Below are 13056 nucleotides of genomic sequence, written 5' to 3'. Positions count from 1 at the left end.
TCGAGAGCGGCCGGATCAGGTGAAGATGAAGCCGGTCGCGATACCGATGAAGGCGAGCGCCTCGGTGAAGGCGATACCGATGAACATCAGGACCTGCAGGCGGCCCGCGAGCTCGGGCTGACGGGCGACGCCCTCGATCGTCTTGCCGACGACGATGCCCACACCGATGGCGGGGCCGATGGCGGCGAGGCCGTAGCCGATCGTGGCGACGTTACCGGTGACCTGGGCGAGAACCGTAGTTGCGTCCACGGGTTTTTTCCTTTCGTTGGGTGGCTCGGCGTGCGCCGGGCCGCTCAGTGCTCTTCTGCGACCGCGAGCTGGATATAGACCGCGGTGAGGATCGCGAAGACGTACGCCTGGAGGAAGGCGACGAAGATTTCGAACAGGGTGAAGGCAAAGCCGAAGGCGAGGGAGCCGGCGCCGAGCGCGGTCCACCAGCCGCCGAGGTCGACGACGAAGAACTGGGTCGCCGAGAAGAACAGGACCAGCATCAGGTGGCCGACGACCATGTTCATCAGCAGACGCAGCGTCAGCGTGACGGGGCGGATGATGAAGGTCGAGAGGAACTCGAGCGGCACGATGATGATGTACAGCGGCCACGGCACGCCCGAGGGCAGCAGCGCGTTCTTGAAGAAGCCACCGGGGCTCTTCTTGATGCCGGCGTAGATGAAGGTGACGTAGGCGACGATCGCGAGCAGCATGGGCACGGCGATGACGCTCGTGCCGGCGATGTTCAGGAACGGGATGACACCCGTGATGTTCATGAACAGCACCATGAAGAAGATCGTGGTGAGGATCGGCAGGAAGCGCTTGCCGTCCTTGCGCCCGAGGATGTCTTCGGCGATGTTGACGCGGACGAAGTCGAGGCCCATCTCGGCGACGCTCTGGAAGCGACCGGGGACGACCTTCATGCGACGCGTGCCGAGCACGAGGAAGAGCACGAGGGCCAGCGTCGCCAGCATCTGCGTGAGGTTGATGCGCGTGATCGCGAAGATCGTGCCCTCGAACAGCACCGCGTCGGGGAAGAACTCCGAGATGGACGGCGGGTGGAACTCGGCACCCGCGGACGCGAAGTTCGTGATCAGGGTCGCAGCTTGAGTAGTCAGCGCTGGCTCCAGCTTCGGGGCATCGGTATGAACCGTTGCGACGATGGTCGGTGATGGTACCCGATGTGCAGACCTGGAGGAGAGTTCCTATCGCGGGTGGGTACTTATGCCACCCTATCAAACTCCCAGGCTGTCCATGCGTCCGGCGGAGCGATCGTCTCGGCGCCGGACTAACGTGCGGGGACGCGCACGCGGGTCGGCTATGCGCGGCTTCTCACGCGCGCCGATCGCCGACCTCCGGGTCGGTGGGCAGGGTCACATCGCTCGCGCTGGGGACGCGCATCTTCATGAGCACGACGACGTCGACCGCCAGCGACGCGAGGACGCTCACCACGAGCGCCACGTAGAAGACGACGAGGTCGACCCAGTCCTGCCCGCGCAGCACGGCGATGGCGACGATGAACAGCACGAGCTTGAGCAGCCATCCGCCGAGGACGATTCCGAAGAAGATCGGAACGTACAGGGCGTCGCCGTACCACCGGTTCGCGACGAGGATGCTGGTCGCGGTGACCGCGAGGAAGATCGCGCTGACGGCGACGCCGGCGAGCGCACTGCCGAGACCGGGCGCTCCCCCGATCAGGAAGCCGACGACGGCGCCGATCACCAGCAGGACGACGGTGACGATACCGCCCCACACCAGCGCGGTGCGAAGCACCGGCGTACTCGAGAGGGGACGGCGGGCGTCGGGAGCGGTACTGCTCATGAGGGGGTCTCCGGTCGGGTCGGTCGGACGCGGCGGGACAAGCGCCGCAGACGATGCTGTGAGGGAAGGAGGGTCAGGACGGCGCACGCGGCCACTCCGGTCGCGCCGAAGACGATGCCGATGGCGTAGTCACCGGGCCAGCTCTGCTGGGTGCCGATGTACATCAGCAGGAACGCCAGGCTCACCACCGCGGTCCAGCTGTAGAAGATGAGCACCGCGTCGCGATCGGTGTGCCCCATGTCGAGCATGCGGTGGTGCAGGTGCTTGCGGTCGGGCGAGAACGGCGATCGGCCCGCCCACTGCCGACGTGCCACGGCCAGTCCGAAGTCGAGCAGCGGCAGCAGCACGATCACCACGGGCAGCAGAATCGGGATGAACGCACCGAGCAGCTGCGAGCGGCCGATCTTCTCGGGGTCGAGCACGGCCGGGTCGAGCTGTCCGGTGATCGCGATCGCCGAGCTGGCCATGAGCAGGCCGAGCATCAGCGCGCCCGCGTCGCCCATGAAGAGCTTCGCCGGGGTCCAGTTCATCGGCAGGAAGCCGAGGCAGGCACCGATCAGCACCGCGGCGATGAAGGATGCGAGGTTGAAGTAGGTGCTCGCTCCGGTGTCTCGCACGAGCAGGTACGAGTAGGCGAAGAAGACGCCGTTGGCGATGAGGCAGACGCCCGCGACGAGACCGTTGAGACCGTCGATGAAGTTGACCGCGTTCATGACCACCACGAGCGCGAACACGGTGAGGAGGAAGCTCACCCAGCTGGAGCCGACGGTCAGCGCCCCGATGGGCAGCGACAGGATCTGCAGCTGACCGAACCACGCGATGATGCCTGCGGCGACGAACTGCGCGCCGAGCTTGATCATCCAGTCGAGATCCCAGAGGTCGTCCGCCACACCGATGAGGACGATGAGCAGCACCGCTCCCAGCAGTGACAGCACCGGGACGGGATCGGCCCAGAGGATCGCGAAATACGGATTCCTGCTGGAGAGGGCGAAGGCGGCGACGACGCCGAGGAACATCGCCACTCCCCCCAAGCGCGGTGTGGGCGTCTGGTGCACGTCGCGATCCCGGATGCCGGGATACAGCTTGAAGCGCAGGGCGAGCTTCCACACCACCCACGACAGCGCGAGCGTGACCGCCGCCGTGAAGAGGATGATGAGGAGATACTGGGTCACGGACCCGGCGCCTCGGCATCCGGTGTCGGCGCGATCGATGGCTCGGCGGGGGCGACGGTGTCGTCGACGGGGTCGGGCTCGAGCAGGTCGCCGAGCACCGCACGCAGCTGCGCGCGCGAGATGGCGCCCTCGCGCAGCACGCGCACCTGCGGCTCCGCACCGCCCACGAGAGTGGTGGCATCCACGATGGTCGAGGCGATCCCCGTCTCGCTGGGGCCGGCGTCGAGGTAGGCGGCGACGCTGTCACGCAGCATGTCGCGCGCGGAGTCGATGTCGACGGCGGCCGCCATGCCGGTGAGGTTCGCGCTCGAGACGGCGAGCGGGCCCGTCTCCTCCAGCAGCTCGAGGGTGAGCTTCTGCGCGGGCATGCGCACGGCCACCGTGCCGTGGGTGTCGCCGAGATCCCACGACAGCGAGGGCTGTGCGGGCAGGACGATGGTCAGGCCGCCGGGCCAGAACTCGCGCACCAGGTCATCGACCGCGGGCGGGATCTCGGCGACCAGGGCGCGAAGGGTCGCGACGCCGGCCACGAGGACGGGCGGTGGCTGCTGGCGGCCCCGCCCCTTCGCTTCGAGGAGGCCCGCGACGGCGCGCGCGTTGAACGCGTCGGCGGCGATTCCGTAGACGGTGTCGGTGGGGAGCACGACGAGTTCGCCTCGGCCGATCGCCTGACGCGCGTGGCGCATCCCGGACAGCAGCTGCGACTCGTCACGGCAGTCGTAGACGGGTGACATGTCGCGCGCCAGTCTAGCCGGGCGGCGCGGGGTGCGTGATCAGGGGCGGACGGCGACGGTCGCGCGATCGCGGAGCGTGAGGTCCTGGTGCGTGGCCGCCGAGCGCCACCCGTCGGCCGTGAGGATCTCGCGGATCGCCGCCCCCTGCCACTCGCCGTGTTCGATCACGATGGTGCCGCCGGGGTGGGCCAGGCGCAGGCCGACCTCGCTGAGCCGGCGCACGGCATCCAGACCGTCCGGTCCGCCGTACAGTGCGGCCGGCGGGTCGTAGAGCCGCACCTCGGGATCGCGCGGGATCGCGTCGTCGGGAACATAGGGCGGGTTGGATGCCACGACCGACACCGTGCCGTCCAGCTCCGGGAACGCCACGGCGAGGTCTGCGAAGGCGAGGGTGAGGTTGTCCGCGCCGACACGCGCGACGTTGTGCTTGGTCCAGATGAAGGCGTCGACGGAGTTCTCGGCGGCGAAGACGCGCGCGTGCGGCACCTCCGTCGCCATCGCCAGCGCGATCGCGCCCGACCCCGTTCCCAGGTCCACGGCGATCGGAGAGTCGGATGCCACGGCGCGCAGGGCGTCGATCGCGAGCTGGGCCACCATCTCGGTCTCGGGTCGGGGCACGAACACGCCCGGTCCGACGGCGAGCTCGAGCGAGCGGAACGGCGCCACACCGGTCAGGTGCTGGAGCGGCTCGCGCTGGCACCGCCGGTCGACGAGGGGGGCGAGAGCGGTGGCGGCGGTATCCGGCATCCGGTCGCCGCGCACGGCCGCGGCCTGCACGCCTCCGCGCGAGGTCTCGAGCACGTGTGCGACGAGCAGCTCGGCGTCGACCTGGGCGTCGGGGACTCCGGCCGCGGCGAAGCGCCGGGCGGTGTCGCGGACGAGGTCGCTGACGAGAGCGGGGGAAGGCGGGGGCGAGAGCGTCTCGGGCATGACGAAGAGCCAGTTTAGTAGCGCAACGTCATACAAGAACCGGTGTCGGAGGCCTCCCCTAGGATCATCACGTTCTGATCGACGGCGAAAGGCGCCCCATGCCCGGCATTCACTCCGACATCACCTCCGCGTTCGGCGACACCCCTCTCGTGCGGCTGAACCGCGTCGCGGAGGGCACCGAGGCCCAGATCCTGCTGAAGCTCGAGTTCTACAACCCGGCCTCCAGCGTCAAGGACCGCCTGGGTATCGCGATCGTCGACGCAGCCGAGGCATCGGGTGAGCTCAAGCCGGGCGGCACGATCGTCGAGTCCACCAGCGGCAACACCGGGATCGCCCTCGCCATGGTCGGCGCGGCGCGCGGCTACAAGGTCATCCTCACCATGCCCGCGTCGATGTCGAAGGAGCGCCGCATCCTGCTGAAGGCCTTCGGCGCCGAGCTCGTGCTCACCGACCCCACCAAGGGCATGAAGCTCGCCGTCGACGAGGCCAAGCGCATCGTCTCCGAGACCCCCGGTGCCGTCTGGGCCCGCCAGTTCGAGAATGAGGCCAACCCGGCCATCCACCGCAAGACCACCGCCGAAGAGATCCTGCGCGACACCGAGGGCAAGGTCGACTACTTCGTCGCCGGCATCGGCACGGGCGGCACCATCACCGGCGTCGGCCAGGTGCTGAAGGAGCGCGTCCCGGGCGTGCAGATCGTCGCGGTCGAGCCCGCCGACTCGCCCATCCTCACCAAGGGCCACCCCGGCCCCCACAAGATCCAGGGCATCGGTCCCAACTTCGTCCCCGAGATCCTCGACCGCGACATCCTCGACGAGGTCATCGACGTCGAGTTCGACGACGCCATCCGCCTCGCCCGCGAGACGGCCGCCAAAGACGGCATCCTCGTCGGCATGTCGTCGGGTGCCGCCATCTGGGCCGCCCTCGAGGTCGCCCGTCGCCCCGAGGCCGCGGGCAAGAACATCGTCGTGATCATCCCGTCCTACGGCGAGCGCTACCTGTCGACCGCGCTGTACGAGCACCTGCGCGAAGACTGACGGTGGGGGTCCTCTCCCGTATCCGCGAAGACATCTCCTCCGCCAAGCTCCGCGACCCCGCGGCGCGCGGCGGGCTGGAGATCGCCCTGCTGTACCCCGGCTTGCACGCCGTCTGGTCGTATCGCATCGCGAATCGCCTCTGGCGACGGGGCCTGCGCTTCCCCGCGCGGGCCCTGTCGCAGGTGACCCGATGGCTCACCGGCGTCGAGATCCACCCGGGCGCGACGATCGGCCGCCGTTTCTTCATCGACCACGGCATGGGTGTCGTCGTCGGCGAGACGGCCGAGGTCGGAGACGACGTGATGCTGTATCACGGCGTCACCCTCGGTGGGCGTCAGCGCGAGGGGGGCAAGAGGCATCCCACCCTGCACGACGGCGTGGCCGTCGGCGCCGGCGCGAAGATCCTCGGCCCCATCACCTTGGGGGCGGGGACCGTGGTGGGTGCGAACGCCGTGGTCACGCGCGACGCACCGGCTGACAGCGTGCTCGTCGGGGTGCCGGCGAAGGCGCGCACGCGGCGCGCCGGCGAAGACACCCGTGCCCTGCTGACGACGCCGGAGTACTGGATCTGACCCTCGGCCCGGCGGCCCCTCGCGCGACTGGGGCTACCGGGGGTCTCGTCGGCGTCGTGACGCCTAGGCTCGAGGGATGACGCGGCTGCACGATGTGACTCTGGCCGCGCAGGTGGCGCAACTCTGCGCCGGCCGCCTCGCGCCCGGTGAGCTCGTCGGCCATTACCTCGACCGCATCGAGCGCCACGCCGACCTCGGCGCCTTCGCCGCGGTGACTCCGGATGACGCGGCGCGCCGCGTCGCGGAGCTCGAGGAGCACCCGCCGCGTGGCCCGCTGTGGGGCATCCCGCTCGCCGACAAAGACCTCGTCGCCCGCGCGGGAGTCCCCACCCGCTACGGCTCGCGGTCCCGCGTGCACCATGTGCCGACGGCATCCGACCCTCTCGCCGAGGCGATGGACGCCGCCGGTGCTGTCAACGTGGGCAAGACGAGCACGTCGGAGTTCGGTCTGACCGGCTTCACCGAACCGCTCATCCACGCCCCCGCCCGCGATCCGTGGCGCCTCTCGGCCGGCGCCGGGGGGTCCAGCGGTGGAGCGGCCGTCGCGGTGGCGGCCGGTCTGCTTCCCGCGGCCGTGGGCTCCGACGGCGGCGGGTCGATCCGCATCCCGTCGGCCACCGTCGGTGTCGTCGGGCTCAAGCCCTCCCGCGGACGCCTACCGATCGGCTCCGGATTCGACTCCCCCGACGGTCTGTCGGTGACCGGTCCGATCGCCCGCTCCGTCGAGGACGCCGGATTCCTCCTCGACGCGCTGGTCGGTCTGGCCCCGTTCACCTACGCGACGGCGGCGCCGGGATCGGGGCCCTTCGTCGACGCGGCCCGTCGCACCTCCGCGCCGCTCCGGGTCGGCACGACGACGGTGTCGCCGTGGGACGACGACGAAGACATCCGCCTCGACTCCGTTCACCGTGCGGCCTTCGAGACGGCGCGCGGTTGGCTCGACGACGCCGGACACGCCGTGACGGATGCCGAATGGCATCCACGGGGCTACGCCGCGCTGTTCCACGTGCTGTGGCGCGCGAGCGCCGCGCGGATCCCGCTCACCCAGGAGGACGCGACCCTCGTCGAGCCCCTCACCGCCTGGCTCGTCGAGGAGGGGCGACGGTTGTCTGCTCTGCACGTGCTCGACGGGCTGGCCGCGGCCCGGGCGTTCGAGCGACGGACGATCGCCGACTTCGCGGCCTTCGACGTCGTGCTCACGCCGGCTCTGGCGCAGGCCCCGCAACCGGTGGGCGCGTACGCGGGTCACTCGCCGGGGCGCACGTTCGCGATGCAGGTCGAGTACGCCCCCTACTCGAGCTTCGTCAACGTCGCCGGCCTGCCGGCGCTGACGCTTCCCGTGACGACGGATGCCACTGGACACCCTGTGTCGGTGCAACTCGTCGGCCGTCCCGGCGGCGAGGCGACCCTGTTGTCGGTGGCCGCGCACCTCGAGCAGCGCCGTGGCCCTCTCCCCCACCCTCCGGCCTGGGATGACTGACGTTCCTCCTCTCTCTCCCCGCCCTCGGCGTGCGCGCCACCGTCTCTCCCCCCTCCGGCCTGGGATGACTGACGCTCCTCCTCTCTCTCCCCGCCCTCGGCGTGCGCGCCACCGTCTCTCCCCCTCCGGCCTGGACGCCTAACGCTCCTCCCCGCTCTTCCCGCCCTCGGCGTGCGCTCCTTCGTCTTCTCCTCCCCCGGTGGCTTGCGCCCTCTGCACCACCGACAGCCCCTCGAGCGGACATGAGCCGCACCTCATGGCATCCGGGCCCTAACGACCCATAGCGTCCGCCACCAGGCGGGCTACGTGCGCGGGGCGCTGGAAGAGCATGTCGCGCGTGACGCGAACCATCCGCCACCCGGCGACGGCGAGCCGCTCATAGCGCTCGATGTCGCGCTGCCACTGCGCGGCGTCCGTGCGATGCTGATCGCCCTCGTACTCGACCCCGACGCGGCGATCGGGATAGGCGAGGTCGACACACGCCACGAATCCGGCGGCGTCGTAGACGTCGTGGTTGAGCTCGGGTTCCGGGAGTCCGGCATCGACGAGGGTGAGCCTCGTCCACGATTCGGGTCGTGACCGCACGCCCGAGCGCACACGCGGAAGCGCCTCGCGGACCGCGACGATACCGCGACGCTTGGTGACCGCCTCGACGACGCGGCTCACGTCGGCGACGGAGGCGAACGCCTCGCGGACGATACGTCCGTGCGGCCCTGCGACGCGGATGGGCGACACGACCGCATCCCCGACGGCGATGAGGTCATAGGGATGCCGGAGCGTCGAGCCGAGGAGTGTCCAGGTGGTCGCCGGGTCGGTGAGACGGACGCCGGACTCCGACGAGACGATGGAAACACCTCGGGAGTGCAGTTGGTGCCCACGAACCCCGCGTCCCTCGGGTGCTCGAGCGGGATGCGGTACGGCGACGTGCAGATCTTCGTCCGCCAGCGGCGGGAGAGGAAGCCCCCACAGCAACGCGGCCGTGGTGTGCGAGAAGAACGCGCCGCCACCCATGATCGTGCGGTATGCGTCCACCTTCGCAAGGATGCTGTGCTCGCGCTGCTGGGCCGGGTGCAGAGCCGGGTCGGGGTCCGATCGCGGCATCCGAACTCCGCGGAAAGGCCGGTCCCACTCCGCCGCGTCGACGAATCGCCGCGTCGCCCCGGCTCGGCGGGCCTCCGCCGAGAGAAACGCGTGAGGAAGTCAGCGGCATCCCGATATCTTGCTGCCGACCGCTCGCGCGCCGCTCCCGTTGTCCACAGCCCCGCCCGTCGTCCTGTGACGTGCGCCCCCGATGACTCGCGGCCTCCGCCCGCGAAAGCCGCACCCCCGCAACCACAAGACGCAAGCCACCGAGAAAACCGCACACCGCCACCGATGACTCGCGGCCTATGCCCGCGAAAGCCGCACCCCCGCGACCACAAGACGCAAGTCACCGGGGAACCCGCGCTCTGCCCCCGATGACTCGCGGCCAATGCCCGCGAAAGCCCCACCCCCGCCACCACAAGACGCAAGTCACCGGAGAACCCGCGCTCTACCCCCGATGACTCGCGGCGTATGCCCGGCGAAGCCGCACCCCCGCGACCACGAGGCGCAGGTCACCGTACGGGCGGAGCGAGCGCAACGGGCAAAGCAGGCGCGACGGGCGGAGCGAGCGCGACGGGCGGAGGGAGGGAGCGGGGGCGCGGCGAGGTCAGCCGTCGGCGAGGGCGGCGAGGCGGGCCTCTTCGTCGGCGCTGATCGCCGACTCGATGATCGGGCCGAGGGCGCCGTCCATCACCTGGTCGAGGTTGTAGGCCTTGTAGCTGGTGCGGTGATCCGCGATGCGGTTCTCGGGGAAGTTGTACGTGCGGATGCGCTCCGAGCGGTCCATGCCGCGGATCTGCGACCGGCGCGCGTCGGCGGCGACGGCATCGCGTTCCTCCTGCTGCTTGGCGAGCAGGCGGGCGCGCAGGACGCGCATGCCGGCCTCGCGGTTCTGCAGCTGCGACTTCTCGTTCTGCATCGACACGACGATGCCCGTCGGCACGTGGGTGATGCGAACGGCCGAGTCGGTCGTGTTCACCGACTGCCCGCCGGGGCCCGACGAGCGGAAGACGTCGATCTTGAGGTCGTTCGGATCGATCGCGACCTCTTCGGGCTCGTCGACCTCGGGGAAGACGAGCACCCCGGTCGTCGAGGTGTGGATGCGCCCCTGCGACTCGGTCGCCGGCACGCGCTGCACGCGGTGCACGCCGCCCTCGTACTTCAGGTGGGCCCACACGCCCTGCGCGGGGTCGCTCGACGACCCCTTGATCGCGACCTGGACGTCTTTGTAGCCGCCGAGGTCGGACTCGGTGCGTTCGAGAAGCTCCGTCTTCCACCCCATGGATGCCGCGTACTGCAGGTACATCCGCAGCAGGTCGGCCGCGAAGAGCGCGCTCTCCGCTCCCCCCTCGCCGCCCTTGATCTCCATGATCACGTCGCGCGCGTCGTCGGGGTCGCGCGGGATGAGCAGGCGCCGCAGACGCTCCTGCGTCTCGGCGACCCGCCCCTCCAGCCCCGGAACCTCGTCGGCGAACGCCTCGTCTTCTCGGGCGAGCTCGCGGGCGGCAACCAGATCATCGGATGCCGAGACCCAGGCCTCGTACGCGTGCACGATGCGGTTCAGTTCGGCGTACCGCCGGTTGACGCGCTTGGCGCGTGCGGCGTCGGCGTGGACGGCCGGGTCGTTGAGCTCGAGCTCGACCTGCCGGTGCTCATCGATCAGTCCGCGGACGGACTCGAAGATGCCGGACGCTTCGGCACGCTCAGCGGACACGGGTCAGCGGATGCTGTTGTCGTCACCGCCGCGCGCGGGCGCCGGGATCGACTTCTGCATCTGCACGAGGAACTCGACGTTCGACTGGGTCTCTTTGAGCTTGCCGAGCACGACCTCGAGCGCCTGCTGCGGCTCGAGGCCGGCCAGCGCGCGACGCAGCTTCCAGGTGATCTTGACCTCGTCGTTCGACAGCAGCATCTCCTCGCGGCGCGTGCTGGAGGCGTTGACGTCGACCGCCGGGAAGATGCGCTTGTCGGCGAGCTGTCGGTTCAGACGCAGCTCGCTGTTGCCGGTGCCCTTGAACTCCTCGAAGATCACGTCGTCCATCTTCGAGCCGGTCTCGACCAGCGCGGTGGCGAGGATCGTGAGCGAGCCGCCGTTCTCGATGTTGCGCGCCGCGCCGAAGAAGCGCTTGGGCGGGTACAGCGCCGAGGCGTCGACGCCACCGCTCAGCACGCGTCCCGAGGTGGGGGCGGCGAGGTTGTAGGCGCGACCGAGGCGGGTGATCGAGTCGAGCAGCACGACGACGTCGCGGCCGAGCTCCACCAGGCGCTTCGCGCGCTCGATGGCGAGCTCGGCGACCGTGGTGTGGTCTTCGGCCGGGCGGTCGAAGGTCGAGGCGATGACCTCGCCACGGACCGTGCGCTGCATGTCGGTGACCTCTTCGGGACGCTCGTCGACGAGCACGACCATGAGGTGGACCTCGGGGTTGTTCGTCGCGATCGCGTTCGCGATCTGCTGCAGCACGATCGTCTTGCCGGCCTTCGGGGGCGCCACGATCAGCCCGCGCTGGCCCTTGCCGACCGGTGCGACCAGGTCGATGATGCGCTGCGTGAGCTTCTCGGGTCCGGTCTCCAGGCGCAGGCGCTCCTGGGGGTACAGCGGCGTGAGGTTGGTGAACTCGACGCGCGCGGCCGCATCGTCGACCGACAGACCGTTGATCGAGTCGACCTGCACGAGCGCGTTGTACTTCTGGCGTCCCTGCTGGTCGCCGTCGCGGGGCTGCTTGATGGCGCCGACGACCGCGTCGCCCTTGCGCAGGTTGTACTTCTTCACCTGGCCGAGCGAGACGTAGACATCGCTCGGGCCGGGCAGGTAGCCGGTGGTGCGCACGAACGCGTAGTTGTCGAGCACATCGAGGACACCGGCGATGGGGATGAGGACGTCGTCCTCGCCGATCTCGGTTTCGAATTCGTCGCCCGTGGTGTTCTGGCCGCGGCGCTTGTTGCGCTGACGGTTGCGGCTGTTCGCCGCTCCCTGCTGCTGCTGGGCCTGCTGGCCGTTCTGCTGCGCGTTGTCGCGCTGCGCGCCGCCCTGCTGCGCGTTCTCACGGGCGGCGTTCTCGCGGGCGGTGTTCTCGCGCGGGGCGTTCTGCTGCGCGTTGTCGCGCTGCGCACCCTGCTGCGCGGCGTCGGCCTCGTCGGCGGGCACCTCGGCCTTGTCCGCCGTCGCGTCCGACCGGTTGCGGTTGCGCGAGCGCGAACGGCTGCGGCCACGGCCGCGGGCCGGGGCCTCGTCGGTCTGCTCGGCGGTCTCGGATGCCGCGGCGTCGGTCTCGCCGGCCTCTGCGTCGGCCGTGTCGGCCTGCGGCGCGGCGGCGTCTGCAGCGGGCGTCTCGGTGTCGACGACCGGGGTCTCGGTCGCGACCGCGACGTCGTCGGCCACGTCGGCGGCCGTCGTGACCGGGGTGGTCGGCGTCTCGTCGGACGCGGCCTCGGGAGCGGCCACGTCGGCGGCGGGCGCATCGGCGCCCTCAGCGGCGGGCTCCTCGGGGGCGGCTGCCGGCTCGGCAGCGGCAGCCTCGGCGGCAGCGGCCTTCTCCTTTGCGGTGGCGGTGGTCGCACGACGGGGGGCGCGCTTGCGCGGGGCGCGGGCGGGCTTCTCGGCCGGCGCGGGCTCCTCGGCCGGGGCAGCGGCCTCGGCCGGCTCGGCAGCGGCCTCGGCCGGCTGGGCGTCAGCGGCCTCGGCCGGCTCGGCGGCGGGGGCCTCGGCCGGCTCGGCAGCAGCGGCATCAGCCGGCTCGGCGGCAGCCTCGGCCGGCTCGACGGCGGCCTCGCCGTCCGTTGCGGTCGATCCCTCAGCCGCTGCGTCCGCCGAGGGCGCCGCGTCGGCGTCGGAGGCGGCCGGCGCCGCGTCGGCGTCGGCGGCGGCGGCCGCACCGTCGGCGGCGAGCGCCTCGTCGGTGAACAGCGCCTCGGGCTGCGCGTCGGCGTCGGCCGCAGCGGCATCCGGGGCGTCCGTGCCCTCGGTCTGCTCGGTGTCGACGGCGGCCTGATCGGTGTCGGTGCCCGGGTTGTCGGTGCCCTGCGCGTCAGCCGTGGGCTGCTCGTCGGCGGGGTTCTCAGCGCCCTCGGGCGCGTCGACGGACTGGGTCTCGGAGATGGACTCCACGAGTGCTCCTCAGAATGAAACGTGTCAGATCGCGCTTCGGCGTGCAGATCGCAGACGAAGAGACACCAGCGGTTCGGGAGATTGCAGCCGATACCGGGTTCGCGATGTGTTGCGGATTTCGCAGTGGTGCAGAG

At 70.6% G+C, this 13056-nt stretch carries 12 protein-coding genes; 3 read left to right on the top strand and 9 right to left on the bottom strand.

All coding sequences use genetic code 11. From position 1 onward, the window contains the following. Positions 1 to 15: 15 nt before the first annotated feature. The 6 genes from atpE to prmC form a co-directional block, all read right to left on the bottom strand. The gene (gene atpE, locus AS029_RS08750) at positions 16 to 249 is read right to left on the bottom strand and encodes a F0F1 ATP synthase subunit C (RefSeq protein WP_043360904.1); all 234 of its coding nucleotides are present in this window, start codon (positions 247 to 249) and stop codon (positions 16 to 18) included. Positions 250 to 293: 44 nt separating this feature from the next. Further along, a complete protein-coding gene (gene atpB / locus AS029_RS08745; protein ID WP_414683038.1) occupies positions 294 to 1013 on the bottom strand; it encodes a F0F1 ATP synthase subunit A in 720 nt (239 codons plus the stop codon). A gap of 307 nt (positions 1014 to 1320) precedes the next feature. After that, entirely contained in the window at positions 1321 to 1809 is a 489-nt protein-coding gene (locus AS029_RS08740) for a Cg1360 family ATP-synthase-associated protein (protein ID WP_058232207.1), read from the bottom strand. Further along, complete coding sequence (locus tag AS029_RS08735; RefSeq protein WP_058232206.1) at positions 1806 to 2981, bottom strand: MraY family glycosyltransferase; 1176 nt, start codon at positions 2979 to 2981, stop codon at positions 1806 to 1808. The genes AS029_RS08740 and AS029_RS08735 overlap by 4 nt, the downstream gene beginning before the upstream one ends. Further along, complete coding sequence (locus AS029_RS08730) at positions 2978 to 3715, bottom strand: L-threonylcarbamoyladenylate synthase (RefSeq protein WP_058232205.1); 738 nt, start codon at positions 3713 to 3715, stop codon at positions 2978 to 2980. Before AS029_RS08730 ends, AS029_RS08735 begins: the two co-directional genes overlap by 4 nt. 39 nt (positions 3716 to 3754) lie before the next feature. Then, positions 3755 to 4645 (bottom strand): peptide chain release factor N(5)-glutamine methyltransferase, encoded by an 891-nt coding sequence (gene prmC / locus AS029_RS08725; protein WP_058232204.1) that lies wholly within the window; start codon positions 4643 to 4645, stop codon positions 3755 to 3757. 98 nt (positions 4646 to 4743) lie between these two features. Here prmC and cysK point away from each other — a divergent pair, with 98 nt between their 5' ends. The 3 genes from cysK to AS029_RS08710 all read left to right on the top strand — a co-directional run bounded on the left by cysK (position 4744) and on the right by AS029_RS08710 (position 7734). Beyond that, a complete protein-coding gene (gene cysK / locus AS029_RS08720) occupies positions 4744 to 5682 on the top strand; it encodes a cysteine synthase A (RefSeq protein WP_058232203.1) in 939 nt (312 codons plus the stop codon). Positions 5683 to 5684: 2 nt separating this feature from the next. Next, positions 5685 to 6254, top strand: a complete 570-nt coding sequence (epsC, locus tag AS029_RS08715; RefSeq protein ID WP_058232202.1) for a serine O-acetyltransferase EpsC — start codon at positions 5685 to 5687, stop codon at positions 6252 to 6254. A 76-nt stretch (positions 6255 to 6330) separates the two neighbouring features. After that, positions 6331 to 7734: an amidase gene (locus tag AS029_RS08710; protein WP_058232201.1), complete on the top strand. Its 1404-nt coding sequence runs from the start codon at positions 6331 to 6333 to the stop codon at positions 7732 to 7734. A gap of 270 nt (positions 7735 to 8004) precedes the next feature. On the opposite strand, the gene AS029_RS08705 is transcribed toward AS029_RS08710, so the two are convergent. From AS029_RS08705 to rho, 3 genes are all read right to left on the bottom strand, one after another. Then, the gene (locus tag AS029_RS08705; protein WP_058232200.1) at positions 8005 to 8835 is read right to left on the bottom strand and encodes a hypothetical protein; all 831 of its coding nucleotides are present in this window, start codon (positions 8833 to 8835) and stop codon (positions 8005 to 8007) included. Positions 8836 to 9424: 589 nt separating this feature from the next. Continuing rightward, entirely contained in the window at positions 9425 to 10501 is a 1077-nt protein-coding gene (gene prfA / locus AS029_RS08700) for a peptide chain release factor 1 (protein ID WP_058232473.1), read from the bottom strand. Between the two features lie 33 nt (positions 10502 to 10534). Next, positions 10535 to 12922: a transcription termination factor Rho gene (rho, locus tag AS029_RS08695; RefSeq protein WP_058232199.1), complete on the bottom strand. Its 2388-nt coding sequence runs from the start codon at positions 12920 to 12922 to the stop codon at positions 10535 to 10537. Positions 12923 to 13056 lie beyond the last annotated feature (134 nt).

The sequence above is a fragment of the Microbacterium enclense genome, from assembly GCF_001456955.1.
GTDB classification, from domain to species: Bacteria; Actinomycetota; Actinomycetes; order Actinomycetales; family Microbacteriaceae; genus Microbacterium; species Microbacterium enclense.
The sequence above is the reverse complement of the archived record's forward strand: the minus strand, read 5'-3'. Positions and strand labels throughout refer to the sequence as shown.

Excerpts from the sequence above, each read along its gene's own strand:
- AS029_RS08710 (WP_058232201.1), top strand. The coding sequence starts at position 6,331 with ATGACGCGGCTGCACGATGTGACTCTGGCCGCGCAGGTGGCGCAACTC.
- prmC (WP_058232204.1), bottom strand. The coding sequence starts at position 4,645 with ATGCCCGAGACGCTCTCGCCCCCGCCTTCCCCCGCTCTCGTCAGCGAC.
- AS029_RS08740 (WP_058232207.1), bottom strand. The coding sequence starts at position 1,809 with ATGAGCAGTACCGCTCCCGACGCCCGCCGTCCCCTCTCGAGTACGCCG.
- AS029_RS08730 (WP_058232205.1), bottom strand. The coding sequence starts at position 3,715 with ATGTCACCCGTCTACGACTGCCGTGACGAGTCGCAGCTGCTGTCCGGG.
- AS029_RS08705 (WP_058232200.1), bottom strand. The coding sequence starts at position 8,835 with ATGCCGCGATCGGACCCCGACCCGGCTCTGCACCCGGCCCAGCAGCGC.
- cysK (WP_058232203.1), top strand. The coding sequence starts at position 4,744 with ATGCCCGGCATTCACTCCGACATCACCTCCGCGTTCGGCGACACCCCT.